The sequence below is a fragment of the Streptomyces sp. DSM 120436 genome, from assembly GCF_055778765.1.
This window is the reverse complement of record NZ_JBSKBS010000001.1, coordinates 1,665,006-1,680,920: the sequence shown is the minus strand read 5'-3', so window position 1 is coordinate 1,680,920 and position 15,915 is coordinate 1,665,006. Positions and strand designations below refer to the sequence as shown.

Below are 15,915 nucleotides of genomic sequence, written 5' to 3'. Positions count from 1 at the left end.
GGCTACTTGTCGATGTCGCCGACGACGAAGAACATCGACCCCAGGATCGCCACCATGTCCGCGACCAGCGTGCCCGGCAGCAGCTCGGTGAGCGCCTGGATGTTGTTGTACGACGCCGAGCGCAGCTTCAGCCGGTACGGCGTCTTCTCGCCCCTGCTGACCAGGTAGTAGCCGTTGATGCCGAGCGGGTTCTCGGTCCACGCGTACGTGTGGCCCTCGGGCGCCTTGAGGACCTTCGGCAGCCGCTGGTTGACCGGGCCCGGCGGCAGCTCCGCCAGCCGGTCGAGGCAGGCGTCGGCGAGGTCCAGGGCGTTGTGCGTCTGCTCCAGCAGGCACTCGAAGCGGGCGAGGCAGTCGCCCTCCTCGCGGGTGACCACCTTCAGGACGCCGCCCAGCTCGCCGTAGGCCAGGTACGGCTCGTCGCGGCGCAGGTCGAAGTCGACGCCCGAGGCGCGCCCGACCGGCCCGCTCACCCCGTACGCGTGCACCGCCTCCGGGGAGAGCACGCCGACGCCGCGGGTGCGGCCCCGGAAGATCTCGTTGCCGAGCACCAGGTCGTCGAAGCGGTCCAGGCACGCGCGCACGTCGGCGACCGCGGCACGCGCGCGTCCCGTCCAGCCCGCCGGGAGTTCCTCCTTGAGGCCGCCGACGCGGTTGAACATGTAGTGGATGCGCCCGCCGGAGGCCTCCTCCATGACGTGCTGGAGCTTCTCGCGCTCGGTGAAGGCGTAGAAGATCGGGGTGATGCCGCCGAGCTCCAGCGGATAGGAACCGAGGAACATCAGGTGGTTGAGCACCCGGTTCAGCTCCGCGAGCAGCGTGCGCAGCCACACCGCGCGCTCGGGGACCTCCATGCCGAGCATCCGCTCCACGGCGAGCACCACGCCCAGCTCGTTGGAGAACGCCGACAGCCAGTCGTGCCGGTTGGCCAGCATGATGATCTGCCGGTAGTCGCGGGCCTCGAACAGCTTCTCCGCACCCCGGTGCATGTAGCCGATCACGGGCTCCGCACGGACGATCCGCTCCCCGTCCAGCACGAGCTTCAGCCGCAGCACACCGTGCGTGGAGGGATGCTGCGGGCCGATGTTGAGCACCATGTCGGTGCTCTCCGCCGCGCCGCCGATTCCGACCATGGTCTCCGTCGTAGGAGTCATGGACACAGTCTGTCCTACGTACGCTGGCCCCATGGAGACGGGGAGCCCGCACGACACGGGGACAGCGCACGCGCCGAGGACGCCCGGGACGGCCGACGTGCCGGCGGCGGACGACCGCACGGCGGAGCCGGAGTGGCGGGCGCTGCCGCCCGGACTGCTGACGATGCGGCGGCTGCTGCTGGTGGTGTGGCTGGGGCTGCTGACCCTGGCCACCGCGCTGGTGCCGGGCCTGCTGGCAGGACCCGGCTGGGGCGCCTTCGCGGTGCTGCCGCTGGCCCTGCTGCTGTGGGGCTGGGTGATGCTGGAGCGCAACTGGCGCTCCTGGCGGTACGCCGAACGCTCCGACGACCTGCTGATCAGCCGCGGTGTCCTGTGGCACGAGGAGACGGTCGTGCCGTACGGGCGGATGCAGCTCGTGGAGGTCACCTCCGGGCCCGTCGAGCGGCACTTCGGGCTGGCCAGCGTGCAGCTGCACACGGCCGCCGCGGCCACCGACGCGACCATCCCCGGCCTCGACCCGGCCGAGGCGGAGCGGCTGCGCGACCGGCTCACCGAGCTGGGCGAGGCCCGATCGGCGGGGCTGTGACCGCGCCCGGCGTCCAGGAGGACGTACGCGACCGGCCGCCGGTGGTCGAACGGCGGCTGCACCCCGTCACGCCGCTGAGGCGGGCCTGGGCGCCGGTGGCCGTCCTGATGGGGTGGGCGGTGCACGACCCCGACGGGGCGCAGCGCCAGCTCACCCGGCTGACCACCACCACGCTGCTGGTCGGCCTCGGCGTGCTCATCCCGGCCGCCGCCCTCTACGGCTTCCTGAGCTGGTGGTTCACCCACTTCGCGGTGACCGACACCGAACTGCGGGTGCGCACCGGGCTGCTGTTCCGGCGCACCGCGCACATCCGGCTGGAGCGCATCCAGGCCATCGACGTCACCCAGCCCCTGCTCGCGCGGGTCGCGGGCGTGGCGAAGCTGAAACTCGACGTCGTGGGCGCCGACAAGAAGGACGAGCTCGCCTTCCTCGGGGCCGGCGAGGCGCGGGCGCTGCGCGCGGAGCTGCTGGCGCGGGCGGCCGGGTTCGCCCCGGAGACCGCGCACGAGGTGGGCGAGGCGCCCTCCCAGCAGATGCTGCGGGTGCCGCCGGGCGTGCTCGCCGTCTCGCTGCTGCTGACCGGCGCGACCTGGGGCTGGCTGGTGGTCGCCGCCGTCGCGCTGCCGCTGCTGTGGACGGCCACCCACAGCCTGTGGACGGTGCTCGCGGCGGGCGTGCCGATGCTCGGCGCGGCGGGCGCGAGCAGCGTGGGCCGCTTCGTCACCGAGTACGACTGGACGCTGGGCGAGTCGCCCGACGGGCTCCGGATCGACCACGGGCTGCTGGACCGGGCGCACGAGACGGTGCCGCCCGGCCGGGTGCAGACCGTGCGGCTGGTCGAGCCGCTGCTGTGGCGACGGCGGGGCTGGGTGCGGGTCGAGCTGGACGTGGCGGGTTCGTCCAACTCGCTGCTGCTGCCGGTCGCCCCGCGCGAGATGGCCGAGTCGGTCGTCGCGCGCGTCCTGCCCGGAGTGACCGTGCCCCCGCCCGAGGCGCTCTCCCGCCCGCCCCGACGCGCGCGGTGGTGCGTGCCGGTGTGGTGGCGGGGCTACGGACTCGCCGTCACGGACGCGGTGTTCGCCGCCCGGCGCGGTCTGCTGCGACGCAGCCTGTCGCTGGTCCCGCACGCGAAGGTGCAGAGCGTCCGGCTCGCCCAGGGGCCGTGGCAGCGGGCGCGCGGGGTCGCCGACGTCCACGTGGACACCGGCGCCAACGGCACCGTGACGGCCCGGCTGCGCCCCGCCGACGAGGCCGCCGCCCTGCTGCACGCCCAGGCGGAACGATCCCGCACCGGGCGCAGGGACGCCCTGCCGGACCGCTGGATGGCCTGACAGGCGCGCCGCGCACGGCGAAGGGGCCCCCGCCCGGGCGGGGGCCCCTTCGTGGTTCCGGGCGGCGGTCCGGCCGGTTCAGGAGGCCGCGCTGCGCAGACCCTGGACGTCGATGTGCTCGGTCTCGTCGTGGGCCGTCAGGTCGATGACCCGACCGGCGTCGCGCGTCCCCCCGCCGGCCGGCTTGTACTGCGCCTCGGTCTCCGCCTTGTGCAGCGCGAGCGCCTCCTGGCCGACGACGTCGGCGAGGTCCTCGTTCTGCACGGCGTCCAGGGCGGAGCGCCGAGCGTCCTTCTTGGTGCCGAAGAAGTCGAACCCGCCCTCCGGCACCGTCTGACGCACGGGCTGCGTCGGCGGGACGACCGCCACCGCGGTCGGCACGGTGAAGTGCCCGGAGGGCTGCCGCACGGCCGGGGCGGCGGAGCCGGCCGGCGCGGTGGGGGCGCACTCGTGGTCGCCGGCCGCCCGGGGCTGCCCCCCGGCCTCGTCCTCCTGCGCCGGGTCGGGCCTGGGCCGCTTCGTCGGCTCCGGCCCGTCGTCCTCGGGGGTGCCGCCGCCCCGGGGAGCGGCGCTCCTCGGGGCGTCCCCGGCCTTCCCGGCCCCGGGGGCGCTCTCCTCGCGCGCGGCCGGGACGGAGACCTCCGCGTCCGTCTCCTCCGCCGCGCCGGAGTCCGCCTCCCCGGCCTTCGCCGCGCGCTGCCCGGCGAACCGCGCCAGCGCCGCGCCGGCCCGCAGGTACAGCGCCGAGCCCTCCGGGGAGAAGACGCCGGGGGTCCCGGCCTCCTGCCCGGCGCCCTCCGTCCGCTCCGCGTCCGCCGTCGTCCCCGCCGCCGGTCCGGCAGCGGCGGGCTCCGGCGCCTCGGCGGCCACGGGCTCCGCGCCGGGCGCCGCGGGCGCGCCCGCGGGCAGGGCGCGTGCCGGGACGGTCGCCTCGATCTCCAGCACCCGGCGCTCCTCGAGCACGTTCGCCCGGTCCGCCTCGGCCGCCGCGTACCGGCGCAGCAGCGCGGCGTGCTCGTTGCGCAGGCCCGCCAGTTCCGCGCGCTTGGCGCGCAGCCGCTGCTCCAGCTTCACGCGCAGCTCGCGCGACTCCTCGAGGTCGGACTCGAGTTCGGCGACCCGTTCCTCGAAACGCCACTCGTCGCTCGCCCGCGCGCGCGTGAGATCGGCGACGCGTTTGCCCGCCTGGGTGTCCCAGTGACGCATCACGACGGCGCCCACGATCGCCGTGGCCGCGGCGGCCGCGGCCACGAGACGGAGCACCGCCGGCTGCGTGAACACCCAGGGCGCCAGGGCGCAGACGACGGAGACGCCTGCGATCGCCGACGGGGGCAGCATCCTGTGCAGAGGCGGGGAATGACGGTGACGTCCACGTGGCATGGCCAGAAACTTACCGCGCGTGGGCAAATGATGGTGGCCCGCCCCGCAAAAAGAAACCTACACGCGATGTTTCACAGCCCGTCAGCGATGCGGGCCGTGCGTGAATAGGCGGACGCCGAATTTCCGTCAAGATCATTCATGGGCCCGTGCGGCACGCAACTCGCCCTCCGCGCATTCCCCTTGTCCCGCCCCCGCTGCCGCCGGACCTCCCGCCCCGGCCGCCCGCGCCCACGGGTGCGCCCACCCGCGCACCGCCCTTCGATTCCGCCCGCCGGCGCCCTTCCGTCCCGCCCCTCCGATCCGTTTCGGCGCCCCTCCCGGGACCGCTCCCCCGTGCGCCCGCCTTCCACCGGAGATCCACTTGTCCCCCTCCCGCCGGGAACCCCGTTTCCGGCCCTTTCCCGCTCCCCCCGATCTTCCGCGCGTCCCCTCACGGCAATGCGGCCCGAAAGGTTCCGCCAATCCCCGCCGCCGCGTTTCCCGCGCGCCGGACCCGTGCGGCACCGCGCGCCCTCCCGGGGCCTACGCTGAACGTATGAGCAATCACAGCGGACGCCGTCAGGTCGCGGGCCTCCCCCACTGGGACCGGTGCGCGGTCATGGGAGTCGTGAACGTCACCCCCGACTCCTTCTCCGACGGCGGCCGCTGGTTCGACACCACGACGGCCGTCAAGCGCGGCCTCGACCTGGTCGCGCAGGGCGCCGACCTGGTGGACGTCGGCGGCGAGTCCACCCGCCCCGGCGCCACCCGCGTCGACGAGGCCGAGGAGCTCAGGCGCGTCGTCCCGGTGGTCCGGGGCCTCGCCGCGGAGGGCGTCACCGTCTCCGTCGACACCATGCGCGCCTCCGTCGCCGAGCAGTCGCTCGCGGCCGGCGCCGCCCTGGTCAACGACGTCAGCGGCGGCCTCGCCGACCCCGCCATGATCGGCGTCGTCGCCGCCGCGAGAGCCCCGTTCGTCGTCATGCACTGGCGCGGCTTCCTGGAGGGCGGCGCCGTCCGGGGCGTGTACGACGACGTGGTCGCCGAGGTCGCCGACGAGCTCCACGCGCGCGTGGCGGCCGTCCTGGAGGGCGGCATCGCCCCCGACCGCGTGATCGTCGACCCCGGCCTCGGCTTCTCCAAGGACGCCGAGCACGACCTCGCGCTGCTCGCCCGCCTCGACCGCCTCCTGGGCCTCGGCCACCCCCTCCTCGTCGCCGCGTCCCGCAAGCGGTTCCTCGGCCGGGTGCTGGCGGGGCCCGACGCCCCGCCCCCGCCCGCCCGCGAACGCGACGCGGCCACCGCGGCCGTCTCCGCCCTGTCGGCCCGGGCGGGCGCCTGGGCGGTGCGCGTGCACGAGGTCCGGGCCAGCGCCGACGCCGTACGGGTCGTCCGCGCGATAGCGGCGGCGCGCCCCGACGACGGCCCCCCGTCCCCCGAGCACGGTGCGGAAGGAGCCCGGTGACCGCACCCCACACCGACGTCGAGCAGGTCGAGGCCGCCAACACCGCCTTCTACGAGGCACTGGAGAGGGGCGACTTCGAGGAGGTCGCGTCGGCCTGGCTCACCCCCGCCGACCTCGGCGTCGACGAGTCGTACCACGACCCGGCCGACACCGGCGTGGTCTCCTGCGTCCACCCCGGCTGGCCCGTGCTCACCGGACGCGGCGAGGTGCTCCGGTCGTACGCGCTGATCATGGCGAACACCGACTACATCCAGTTCTTCCTCACCGACGTGCACGTCTCCGTCACCGGCGACACCGCCGTGGTGACCTGCACGGAGAACATCCTCAGCGGCGGCCCCGCCCCCGAGGACGGGGAGGAGCTGGGACCGCTGGTCGGACAGCTCGTCGTCGCCACCAACGTGTACCGGCGCACCCCGTCCGGCTGGAAGCTCTGGTCCCACCACGCCTCCCCCGTCCTCGCCGAGGAGGACGACGCCGAGGACGACGAGACACCGCCGTGACCCGTACGCGCGGACCCGGCGGCCCGTGAGCACCCCGCCCCCGCCGGGCAGACGTACAGGGGGACGGTGACCCCGTCCGGCGGCCGCCGCCCCGGACCGCCGGGGCCGACGCCCGCCGCGGGTAGATTCGAGGCCGGGCCGGTGTGCCGTCCGCAAGGGCACCGACCGGCCGGACCGACGACAGCAGGAGTGATTCGTGTGGATCGTGTCGCGCTGCGCGGCCTGAGGGCCCGCGGGTACCACGGTGTGTTCCCGAAGGAGCGCGAGGAGGGTCAGACCTTCCTCGTGGACCTCGTCCTCGGCCTGGACACCCGCCCGGCCGCCGCCGACGACGACCTGACGAAGACCGTGCACTACGGCATCGTGGCCGAGGAGGTGGTGGCCGCCGTCGAGGGCGAGCCCGTCAACCTCGTCGAGACCCTCGCCGAGCGCATCGCCCAGGTCTGCCTGAAGCACGACGTCGTACGGGAGGTCGAGGTGTGCGTCCACAAGCCGGACGCGCCGATCACCGTGCCCTTCGACGACGTGACCGTCACCATCACCCGGAGCCGCGTATGACCAGGCCGTCCACCACGGGCCACACCGACCCGACCGTCCAGCCCGTCCCCGCCTCCGTGGTCGAGCAGGTGGACGCCGCCGACGCCACGCTGCAGAACCCGAAGCAGGCCGTGGTCTCCCTCGGCGCCAACCTGGGCAACCGCCTGGAGACCCTCCAGGGGGCCGTGGACGCCCTGGAGGACACCCCGGGCATCCGGGTCAAGGCGGTCTCCCCCGTGTACGAGACGGAGCCGTGGGGCGTCGAGCCCGGCAGCCAGCCGTCCTACTACAACGCGGTCGCCGTGCTGAGGACCACCCTGCCGCCGTCCTCCCTGCTGGAGCGCGCCCAGGCGGTCGAGGAGGCCTTCTACCGCGTCCGGGACGAGCGCTGGGGCCCGCGCACCCTGGACGTCGACATCGTCTCCTACGCCGACCTCCGCTCCGACGACCCGCGGCTCACCCTCCCGCACCCGCGCGCCCACGAGCGCGCCTTCGTGCTCGCCCCCTGGCTCGACGTCGAACCCGCCGCGGAGCTCCCGGGACACGGTCCGGTGGCCGAGCTGCTGGACGCGGTCACCCGCGAAGGCGTCACGCCGCGCGCCGACCTGGAACTCCGGCTGCCCGAGTAGCCGTTAAGGTCGAGGACGGCCAGGGGCCACCGGCCCGGGGAACGCGAAGGGACACCGTGAAAGAGCTGCGTATCAGGGTGCTGGCCGGCGTCTTCGTCGTCGCCGGCGTCCTGTCCTGGGCCGGGGCCCGCCTGTGGAACGCGGTGGGGACCCTCCCGAGCGTGCCCGTGGCCGCGCCCATCGTCCTCGCCCTGATCGCCGTGGTCCTGGCGGCCACCGCGCTCTCCCTGCGCGCCCGGCTCAAGGCCCAGCGCGAGCGCCGGCCCGACGCCAAGGGCGTCGACCCGCTGATGGCGGCGCGCGCGGTGGTCTTCGGACAGTCCAGCGCGCTGGTGGCGTCCCTCGTCGCCGGCCTCTACGGCGGCACGTGCGTCGTGCTGCTGGGGTCCCTGGACGTCCCCGCCCGCCGCGACCAGGCCGTCTACGCCGGGTTCTCCGTGGTGGCCGGCATCGCCGTCATAGCGGCGGCCCTCTTCCTGGAGCGCGTCTGCAAGCTCCCGGACGACGAGGACGACGACACCCCGGGCACGGCCCCGGCGAGCTGAAGCGCCGCACGCGGAAGGGGGCACGGTCCGCCTGGACCGTGCCCCCTTCCGCCGTCCGCGGGCTCAGCGCGCCATGATCAGGCTCATCGCCTCGTTACGGGTCGCCGCGTCCCGCAGCTGGCCCCGCACCGCCGAGGTGATCGTCTTGGCGCCGGGCTTGCGGATGCCCCGCATCGACATGCACATGTGCTCGCACTCCACGACCACGATGACGCCGCGCGGCTCCAGGATCTCCATCAGGGAGTCCGCGATCTGCGTGGTGAGTCGTTCCTGCACCTGCGGGCGCCGGGCGTAGACGTCCACGAGCCGGGCCAGCTTGGAGAGGCCGGTGATCTTCCCGCTGGTCGACGGGATGTACCCGACGTGCGCCACGCCCCGGAACGGCACCAGGTGGTGCTCACAGGTCGAGTACACCTCGATGTCCTTGACCAGCACCATCTCGTCGTGGCCGAGGTCGAAGGTCGTCGTCAGCACGTCCTCCGGCTTCTGCCACAGCCCCGCGAAGATCTCCCGGTACGCCCGCGCCACGCGCGCCGGCGTCTCCCGCAGGCCCTCACGGTCCGGGTCCTCGCCCACCGCGATCAGCAGCTCACGCACGGCGTTCTGCGCCCGCTTCTCGTCGAACTCGCCGATGGGGGCTATGCCGTCCAGCGTCACGGGGTCGGTCATGGGTGCCTCGTTCCTGTGCCTGACACGCGTGACGGACACGCGTCTCGAACTGCGGGGTATGCGAAATGCCGCGGCCCCCCAGGCTAGAACCAAGGGGGACGCGGCATCCATTCCGGGCCCGCAGGGGGCTCCGGGAGCATCGGGTCAGCTCTCGGGGCGCTCCTCCGGGGTCCGCTCCGGCTGCGGGGCGGGGTCCGTCGTGGCGGTCTTGGCGGTGGAGATGGCCGGCGTGGCGCCGTTCGCCCCGTTCGTCAGGGCCAGCTCCTTGGGGGAGAGGACCGGCGGGCGGGTGGACGGCGTACGGCGCGAGGAACCGGTCCAGGCGGGCCTGGGCGGGCGCTTCACGATCGTCGCGAAGATCTCGGCGATCTCCTCCTTGCCCAGCGTCTCCTTCTCCAGGAGGGCCAGGACCAGGTTGTCGAGGACGTCGCGGTTCTCGACGAGGATCTCCCACGCCTCGTTGTGCGCGGTCTCGATGAGCTTCTTGACCTCTTCGTCGACCAGCGCGGCGACCTCTTCCGAGTAGTCGCGCTGGTGAGCCATCTCACGGCCGAGGAACGGCTCCGAGTTGTCGCCGCCGAACTTGATGGCGCCGAGCCGCTCGGTCATGCCGTACTGCGTGACCATCGCGCGGGCCAGGCCGGTGGCCTTCTCGATGTCGTTGGCGGCGCCGGTGGTCGGGTCGTGGAAGACCAGCTCCTCCGCCGCGCGGCCGCCCAGCATGTACGCCAGCTGGTCCAGCATCTCGTTGCGCGTGGTGGAGTACTTGTCCTCGTCCGGCAGGACCATGGTGTAGCCGAGGGCGCGGCCTCTCGACAGGATGGTGATCTTGTGGACCGGGTCGGAGTTCGGTGAGGCCGCCGCGACCAGGGCGTGTCCGCCCTCGTGGTACGCGGTGATCTTCTTCTCCTTGTCGGACATGATCCGGGTCCGCTTCTGCGGGCCCGCGACGACGCGGTCGATCGCCTCGTCGAGCATCTTGTTGTCGATCAGCTTCTGGTCGCTGCGCGCGGTGAGCAGCGCGGCCTCGTTCAGCACGTTGGCCAGGTCCGCACCGGTCATGCCGGGGGTGCGCCGGGCGACGGCGCCGAGGTCGACGTCCGGGGCGACCGGCTTGCCCTTCTGGTGCACCTTGAGGATCTCGAGGCGGCCCTGCATGTCCGGGCGGTCCACCGCGATCTGGCGGTCGAAGCGGCCGGGACGCAGCAGCGCCGGGTCGAGGATGTCCGGGCGGTTGGTGGCGGCGATGAGGATCACGCCGCCCTTGACGTCGAAGCCGTCCATCTCGACGAGCAGCTGGTTCAGCGTCTGCTCGCGCTCGTCGTGACCACCGCCGAGGCCGGCGCCGCGGTGGCGGCCGACCGCGTCGATCTCGTCGACGAAGACGATCGCCGGGGCGTTCGCCTTGGCCTGCTCGAACAGGTCACGGACACGGGAGGCGCCGACACCGACGAACATCTCGACGAAGTCGGAGCCGGAGATCGAGTAGAACGGGACGCCCGCCTCGCCCGCGACGGCGCGCGCGAGCAGGGTCTTGCCGGTGCCGGGCGGGCCGTAGAGCAGCACGCCCTTGGGGATCTTGGCGCCCACGGCCTGGAACTTCGCCGGCTCCTGCAGGAACTCCTTGATCTCGTGGAGCTCCTCGACGGCCTCCTCGGAGCCCGCGACGTCGGCGAACGTCGTCTTCGGGGTGTCCTTGGTGATGAGCTTCGCCTTGGACTTCCCGAAGTTCATGACGCGGGAGCCGCCGCCCTGCATCTGGTTCATCAGGAACAGGAAGACGACCACGATGAGGACGAAGGGAAGCAGGGACAGCAGAATGCTCACGAAGGGGTTCTGCTTCGACGGCGAGACCGTGTAGCCGTCGGGGATCTGCTCGTTCTGGAATTTGTCCTGCAGCGTGCTGGCGATGGTGACGCCCTGGTCGCCGATGTAGCTCGCCTGGATCTTCGAGCTGCCCTCGATCTCCTGGCCGTCCTTGAGCTGGACCTTGACGGTCTGCTCGTCGCCGGTGGTCAGCTTGGCCGACTCGACCTTGTTCTCATTGATCGCCTGGACGACCTGGCCCGTGTCCACCGTCTTGTAGCCGCCGGACGAGCCGACGACCTGCATCAACACGACCACGGCAAGGACGGCCAGCACGATCCACATGACCGGCCCACGGAAGTATCGCTTCACGTCCATCCATACGGAGCGGTGCCGCCCCGTCCCTCCTGCCATAGTGAGTTTGATAAAGGCTGTTCTTCGGACGGTACCCCAGCATCGGCCCCCGACGCTGCGAGGGACGGCCGGCAATGGCGTCCACGCATGCTCCAACGCCACGGAGCCCGCCGGGGTTCCCGATCATGTACGGCGGCCGGGGCCGCCGTACGGTCACCCGCCGTAGACGTGGGGCGCGAGCGTCCCGACGAACGGCAGGTTGCGGTACTTCTCCGCGTAGTCCAGGCCGTAGCCGACGACGAACTCGTTGGGGATGTCGAAACCGACCCATTCGACGTCGATGGCGACCTTGGCGGCCTCGGGCTTGCGCAGCAGCGTGCACACCTTGAGGGAGGCGGGCTCGCGCGAGCCGAGGTTGGAGATCAGCCAGGACAGGGTCAGTCCGGAGTCGATGATGTCCTCGACGATCAGGACGTGCCGGCCCTTGATGTCGGTGTCGAGGTCCTTGAGGATCCGCACCACGCCGGAGGACTGCGTGCCCGCCCCGTACGAGGACACGGCCATCCAGTCCATCGTGACGGGGGTGGACAGCGCCCGGGCGAGGTCGGCCATCACCATCACCGCGCCCTTCAGCACGCCGACGATCAGGAGATCCTTGCCCGCGTACTCCGCGTCGATCTTCGCCGCGAGCTCCACCAGCTTGGCGTCGATCTCTTCCTTGGTGATGAGCACCTTCTCGAGGTCGGCACCCATGTCTTTCGCGTCCACCCGCACCACTTTCGGTCGTCCCACCGGCCGGTCCGGTCCGCCCCGCGACTCGTACGGGTCGGTGGGGTCCGGAATCAGCCCTGCCGAATCACCAGTCTGCCACCCTGCCGGCGGGCGACGACCCGGCCGGGGAGATTGATGGCCCCCTGACCGCGCCAGCCGGTGATCAGCCGGTCGACCTCCTCGATGTGGCGGGCGAACAGCGAACCGGCCGGGGCGCCGGCCTCGATGGCGGCCCGGCGCAGCACCCGGCGGCGCACGGCGGGCGGCAGGTCGTGCAGGGCGGCGCACTCCAGGCGGCCGTCGGCGTCGCGGACGCCGGCCGCGGCCTTCCCGGCCCAGGCGTCGAGGGCGTCGGCGTCGTCACGGGAGAGCTGGGCCGTACGGGCGAGGGCCTCGACGACGCCCTTGCCGAGGGCCTTCTCCAGGGCGGGCAGGCCCTCGTGGCGCAGCCGGGAGCGGGTGTAGGCGGGGTCGGCGTTGTGCGGGTCGTCCCAGACGGGCAGGGACTGGACCATGCAGGCCGTGCGGGCGGTCTGCCGGTCGAGCTGGAGGAAGGGGCGCCGGTAACGGCCGTCGGCCCCCGAGACCGCGGCCATGCCGGACAGGGAGCGGATGCCGGAGCCGCGGGCGAGGCCCAGCAGCACGGTCTCGGCCTGGTCGTCGCGGGTGTGGCCGAGCAGGACGGCGGCGGCGCGGTGGCGCTCGGCGGCGGCGTCGAGGGCGGCGTAGCGGGCGTCCCGGGCGGCGGCCTCGGGTCCGCCCGTCCCTCCTCCCCCGCCACCCCGGTGGGAGGCGCTGTGCGCCACCCGCGTCTCGCGGCCGACGGTGACGGCGACCGACTCGACGGGGTCCAGGCCGAGGTCGCGCAGCCGGGCGGCGACCTCGGCGGCACGCAGGTCGGAGCCCGTCTGGAGGCCGTGGTCGACGGTGACGCCGCCGGCGCGCAGGCCGGCGCGGGGGGCCTCGAAGGCGAGGGCGGAGGCGAGCGCCATGGAGTCGGCGCCGCCGGAGCAGGCCACGAGCACGAGCGGGGAGGAGGACCGCTCGTCGGGCGTGAGGCGGCCGGGCGTCCGGCCGTGTTCGGCGAGGATGTCGTTCAGGACGCGGCGGACCGCCAGGCGTATCGCCGCGACCGCAGGATGGGGACCCATGTCCGGTTCCCTTCGATGATGTTCCGGGGGTTGAGCCCGAGGGTCGGTCACGCAGAGTGTGTAGATGGTGACAGAACCGGGCCGTTCCCCGAGCATTGCACGCCTGCCGGGGACTCACGGTCCCTCGGACGGGTGATTGGCGGGGCGTCCGTCTGCCGTCGCCGGGCGCCCTGTGCGACGGGGGCGCGGTGGTCACGCCTCCGGTGTGCGGTGCACCCGGGTGATCCAGTCCGCCGGTTTACCGATCTCCGCCTTGGTGGGGAGCGTGTTGGGCGAGGTCCACACCCGGTTGAAGCCCTCCATGCCGACCTCGTCGACGACCGCGCGGACGAAGCGCTCGCCGTCGCGGTACTGGCGGAGCTTGGCGTCCAGGCCGAGCAGTTTGCGCAGCGCCATGTCCAGCCGGGAGGCGCCCTGGGCGCGGCGCTGCTGGAACTTCTCGCGGATCTCGGCGACGCTCGGCACGACCTCGGGCCCCACGCCGTCCATGACGTAGTCGGCGTGGCCCTCCAGCAGCGACATCACGGCGGTGACCCGGCCGAGGATCTCGCGCTGGGCGGGGGTCTGCACGATCTCCACGAGGGAGCGCCCGCCGTCGCCCTCCTCGCCCTCGGGACGCCCGCCGACCAGCGACTGCGCGGCCTCGCGCAGCCGCTCCAGCACGGTCATGGGGTCGACGTCGGTCTCGCTCAGGAACGCCTGGATCTCGCCCTCCAGGTGCTCCCGCAGCCAGGGCACGGCGGTGAACTGGGTGCGGTGGGTCTCCTCGTGGAGCGTCACCCACAGGCGGAAGTCGTGCGGCTCCACGTCGAGTTCGCGCTCGACGTGGACGATGTTGGGGGCGACGAGGAGCAGCCGTCCGCCGCCGCCCGCGCCGGCCGGGAGGTCCCGGGTCGCGGGGGCGAAGGTCTCGTACTGGCCGAGGACGCGGGAGGCGAGGAACGACAGCAGCACGCCCAGCTCCACGCCGGTGACCTTGCCGCCGACCGCCCCCATGACCAGGTTGCCGGGGCCCGTGCCGCGCCGTTCCTGCATCTTGTCGAGCAGGGGTTTGAGCAGTTCGCGGAAGCCGGCGACGTTGGCCCTCACCCAGCCGGGGCGGTCCACCACGAGGAGGGGCGTGTCATGGGTCTCGGGCGTCCCGAGACCGGTGAAACCGCGGACGTGTTCCTCCGCGGACCGCGCGTGGCGGCGGAGCTCCGCGACGACGGCGCGGGCCTCGTCCCGGCTCACGTCTGGGCCCGGCCGCATGAGCCTGGTCGCGGTCGCGACCGCGAGGTTCCAGTCGACCATGCCGGATGAGGCAGCACCACCGATGCTCGTCATGTGTCAACGGTACGTGAGGGGTGGGGAAACGGGCAGATCCTCACGGCCTGCGGCTGTGCGACGCCCCTCCGGGGGCGCGGGGACAGGGGCGTTGTCGTCCCCGTCCCCGGGAGGCGCGGCCTCCGCACGCGCCTAGGGAGTACGGCAGCCGCACGCCGCCAAGGCCGACGCGGCCCTGTCCAAGGCCGTCTGGGCCGCGTCCGGGCCCGTCGTGCCGTTGGCGAGGAAGGCGAACGCCAGGAGGCGGCCGTCGCGGTCGACGACCGTGCCGGCCAGGGTGTTGACGCCGGTGAGGGTGCCGGTCTTGGCGCGGACGACGCCGGACGCGCCCTCGGCGTAGCGGCCGGAGAGGGTGCCGGTGAAGCCGGCGACGGGCAGGCCGGTGAGGGCGGGGCGGAGTTCCGGGTGGGCGGGGTCGCCGGCCTTGACGAGGAGGGCGGTGAGCAGGTCGGCGGTGAGCCGGCCGTCGCGGTCGAGGCCGCTGCCGTCCTTGATCCGGACGCCCCTCACGGGGAGCTTCAGCTGCTTGAGGCGGGCGGTGACCGCCGCCCCCGCGCCGGCGAAGTCGGCCGGCCTGCCGGTGGCCAGGGCGGTGTGCCGGGCGAGCGCCTCGGCGAGGTCGTTGTCGCTGTGGGTCAGCATGCGCTCGACGAGCGAGGCGAGCGGCGGCGAGGAGACCACCGCGAGGGTGGCGGCGCGCGTGGTGGACTTCGACGGGCCGGGCGGCGTGGCCGTGATCCCGTGCTCCTCCAGCAGGTCGCCGAACCGGCGGGCGGCGTCGGCCGCGGGGTCGGCGACGCGCGGGGCGGGTCCGCTGGTGGAGTCGTCGGTGCGGCCCTCGTCGGCCATCAGCGGGGTGACGGCGGCGAGGTTGGGGTTGATCCCGATCGGGTGGGCCGTGCCGCCCTTGTAGAGGGTCGTGTCGTACGACAGCGTCACCTTGCGCACGCCCCGCTTGCCGAGGGCCGCCGCGGTGCGCGCGGCCAGGTCGCGCAGGCTCGCGGACCCCTCGGCGTTCTCGCGGGCGGTGAGCGTGGGGTCGCCGCCGCCGACCAGGACGACCTCCCTGGTGTCGGGTTCGTAGACCGTGCGGGTGGTGAGGCGGTGGTCGGGGCCCAGGGCGGACAGCGCGGCGACCGCGGTGGCGATCTTCGTGGTGGAGGCGGGGGTGAGCGCGGCGCCGGAGTCCGCGCCGTAGAGGCGGCGGCCGGTGGCGGCGTCGGCCACGGCGACGGAGCGGCGGCCCAGCGCCGGGTCCTTCAGCAGCGGGTCGAGGACGGCGGCGAGCGCCTCGCCCGTGGGCGCGGACCGCACGGCGGTGGCGGTGCCGCCGAGGCCGGTGAGCACGGACGGTGCGGGCGGGGCGGCCCGCGGTCCGCGCGGCGGGGTGCCGGCGTGCGCCCGGGCGCCGTCGTGATCTGTGCCACGCGCGGCTTCCATGGCCACGGCCCGGTCCCGCTCGGCCGTACGCTGACCCGAGGAGTCCCAGGGGCCGGCGGCGGTCGCCACTCCCGCGGCCAGCGCCAGACCGGCGGTGGCGGCGGTGGCGGTGTACCACCCGGTTCCGGGCCGCGCGACGCGTGGGGCCTGCGGCGATCCCGGCCGGCGCCACCGGGTGAGCCGCGGTCCGGTGGCCGCGGCGACCCGTGCCAGACGCGGTCGGACGGCGGCCGCGATCCGCACGACGTGCGGCCCCGCGGCCCGCCAAGGCCTCAGCTCCGGCACGACCACC

The 15,915-nt window shown here is 73.8% G+C and carries 15 protein-coding genes; 7 read left to right on the top strand and 8 right to left on the bottom strand.

Annotated features, from left to right (window positions below):
* Window positions 1–2 precede the first annotated feature (2 nt).
* A complete protein-coding gene (locus ACWH4W_RS07695; RefSeq protein ID WP_473075053.1) occupies window positions 3–1,154 on the bottom strand; it encodes an NADH-quinone oxidoreductase subunit D in 1,152 nt (383 codons plus the stop codon).
* 31 nt (window positions 1,155–1,185) lie between these two features.
* Between ACWH4W_RS07695 and ACWH4W_RS07690 the strand changes: the two genes are divergently transcribed.
* Window positions 1,186–1,740, top strand: a complete 555-nt coding sequence (locus tag ACWH4W_RS07690) for a PH domain-containing protein (protein ID WP_473075052.1) — start codon at window positions 1,186–1,188, stop codon at window positions 1,738–1,740.
* Complete coding sequence (locus ACWH4W_RS07685) at window positions 1,737–3,071, top strand: PH domain-containing protein (protein ID WP_473075051.1); 1,335 nt, start codon at window positions 1,737–1,739, stop codon at window positions 3,069–3,071. Before ACWH4W_RS07690 ends, ACWH4W_RS07685 begins: the two co-directional genes overlap by 4 nt.
* Window positions 3,072–3,149: 78 nt before the next feature.
* Here ACWH4W_RS07685 and ACWH4W_RS07680 read toward each other — a convergent pair whose 3' ends face one another.
* On the bottom strand, window positions 3,150–4,409 hold the full coding sequence (locus ACWH4W_RS07680; protein ID WP_473075050.1) for a hypothetical protein: 1,260 nt from the start codon (window positions 4,407–4,409) through the stop codon (window positions 3,150–3,152).
* A 577-nt stretch (window positions 4,410–4,986) separates the two neighbouring features.
* Here ACWH4W_RS07680 and folP point away from each other — a divergent pair.
* From folP to ACWH4W_RS07655, 5 genes are all read left to right on the top strand, one after another.
* Window positions 4,987–5,895: a dihydropteroate synthase gene (gene folP / locus ACWH4W_RS07675; protein ID WP_473075049.1), complete on the top strand. Its 909-nt coding sequence runs from the start codon at window positions 4,987–4,989 to the stop codon at window positions 5,893–5,895.
* Window positions 5,892–6,395 carry a nuclear transport factor 2 family protein gene (locus ACWH4W_RS07670; protein ID WP_106413127.1) on the top strand — a complete coding sequence of 168 codons (504 nt, stop codon included), beginning with the start codon at window positions 5,892–5,894 and terminating at the stop codon, window positions 6,393–6,395. The genes folP and ACWH4W_RS07670 overlap by 4 nt, the downstream gene beginning before the upstream one ends.
* A gap of 198 nt (window positions 6,396–6,593) precedes the next feature.
* Entirely contained in the window at window positions 6,594–6,953 is a 360-nt protein-coding gene (folB, locus tag ACWH4W_RS07665; protein ID WP_473075048.1) for a dihydroneopterin aldolase, read from the top strand.
* Window positions 6,950–7,561 carry a 2-amino-4-hydroxy-6-hydroxymethyldihydropteridine diphosphokinase gene (gene folK / locus ACWH4W_RS07660; protein WP_473075047.1) on the top strand — a complete coding sequence of 204 codons (612 nt, stop codon included), beginning with the start codon at window positions 6,950–6,952 and terminating at the stop codon, window positions 7,559–7,561. The genes folB and folK overlap by 4 nt, the downstream gene beginning before the upstream one ends.
* A 56-nt stretch (window positions 7,562–7,617) precedes the next feature.
* Window positions 7,618–8,106 (top strand): DUF3180 domain-containing protein, encoded by a 489-nt coding sequence (locus tag ACWH4W_RS07655; protein ID WP_473075046.1) that lies wholly within the window; start codon window positions 7,618–7,620, stop codon window positions 8,104–8,106.
* Window positions 8,107–8,169: 63 nt separating this feature from the next.
* Here ACWH4W_RS07655 and folE read toward each other — a convergent pair whose 3' ends face one another.
* The 6 genes from folE to dacB all read right to left on the bottom strand — a co-directional run bounded on the left by folE (window position 8,170) and on the right by dacB (window position 15,914).
* Complete coding sequence (gene folE, locus ACWH4W_RS07650; RefSeq protein ID WP_380797520.1) at window positions 8,170–8,775, bottom strand: GTP cyclohydrolase I FolE; 606 nt, start codon at window positions 8,773–8,775, stop codon at window positions 8,170–8,172.
* A gap of 144 nt (window positions 8,776–8,919) precedes the next feature.
* Window positions 8,920–10,959, bottom strand: coding sequence for an ATP-dependent zinc metalloprotease FtsH (ftsH, locus tag ACWH4W_RS07645; protein ID WP_473075045.1), 2,040 nt, complete (start codon window positions 10,957–10,959; stop codon window positions 8,920–8,922).
* 189 nt (window positions 10,960–11,148) lie between these two features.
* A complete protein-coding gene (gene hpt / locus ACWH4W_RS07640; protein WP_473077442.1) occupies window positions 11,149–11,688 on the bottom strand; it encodes a hypoxanthine phosphoribosyltransferase in 540 nt (179 codons plus the stop codon).
* Between the two features lie 89 nt (window positions 11,689–11,777).
* Window positions 11,778–12,857: a tRNA lysidine(34) synthetase TilS gene (tilS, locus tag ACWH4W_RS07635; protein WP_473075044.1), complete on the bottom strand. Its 1,080-nt coding sequence runs from the start codon at window positions 12,855–12,857 to the stop codon at window positions 11,778–11,780.
* 192 nt (window positions 12,858–13,049) lie between these two features.
* Window positions 13,050–14,183 (bottom strand): zinc-dependent metalloprotease, encoded by a 1,134-nt coding sequence (locus ACWH4W_RS07630; protein ID WP_473075043.1) that lies wholly within the window; start codon window positions 14,181–14,183, stop codon window positions 13,050–13,052.
* 132 nt (window positions 14,184–14,315) lie between these two features.
* Window positions 14,316–15,914, bottom strand: coding sequence for a D-alanyl-D-alanine carboxypeptidase/D-alanyl-D-alanine endopeptidase (gene dacB / locus ACWH4W_RS07625; protein WP_473075042.1), 1,599 nt, complete (start codon window positions 15,912–15,914; stop codon window positions 14,316–14,318).
* Between the last annotated feature and the right edge of the window lies 1 nt (window position 15,915).

Bases quoted from the DNA above. Each gene is read 5' to 3' on its own strand.
- hpt (WP_473077442.1), bottom strand. From the start codon at position 11,688: ATGGGTGCCGACCTCGAGAAGGTGCTCATCACCAAGGAAGAGATCGAC.
- ACWH4W_RS07690 (WP_473075052.1), top strand. From the start codon at position 1,186: ATGGAGACGGGGAGCCCGCACGACACGGGGACAGCGCACGCGCCGAGG.
- ftsH (WP_473075045.1), bottom strand. From the start codon at position 10,959: ATGGACGTGAAGCGATACTTCCGTGGGCCGGTCATGTGGATCGTGCTG.
- tilS (WP_473075044.1), bottom strand. From the start codon at position 12,857: ATGGGTCCCCATCCTGCGGTCGCGGCGATACGCCTGGCGGTCCGCCGC.
- folE (WP_380797520.1), bottom strand. From the start codon at position 8,775: ATGACCGACCCCGTGACGCTGGACGGCATAGCCCCCATCGGCGAGTTC.
- folK (WP_473075047.1), top strand. From the start codon at position 6,950: ATGACCAGGCCGTCCACCACGGGCCACACCGACCCGACCGTCCAGCCC.
- ACWH4W_RS07680 (WP_473075050.1), bottom strand. From the start codon at position 4,409: ATGCTGCCCCCGTCGGCGATCGCAGGCGTCTCCGTCGTCTGCGCCCTG.
- folP (WP_473075049.1), top strand. From the start codon at position 4,987: ATGAGCAATCACAGCGGACGCCGTCAGGTCGCGGGCCTCCCCCACTGG.
- ACWH4W_RS07630 (WP_473075043.1), bottom strand. From the start codon at position 14,183: ATGACGAGCATCGGTGGTGCTGCCTCATCCGGCATGGTCGACTGGAAC.
- ACWH4W_RS07695 (WP_473075053.1), bottom strand. From the start codon at position 1,154: ATGACTCCTACGACGGAGACCATGGTCGGAATCGGCGGCGCGGCGGAG.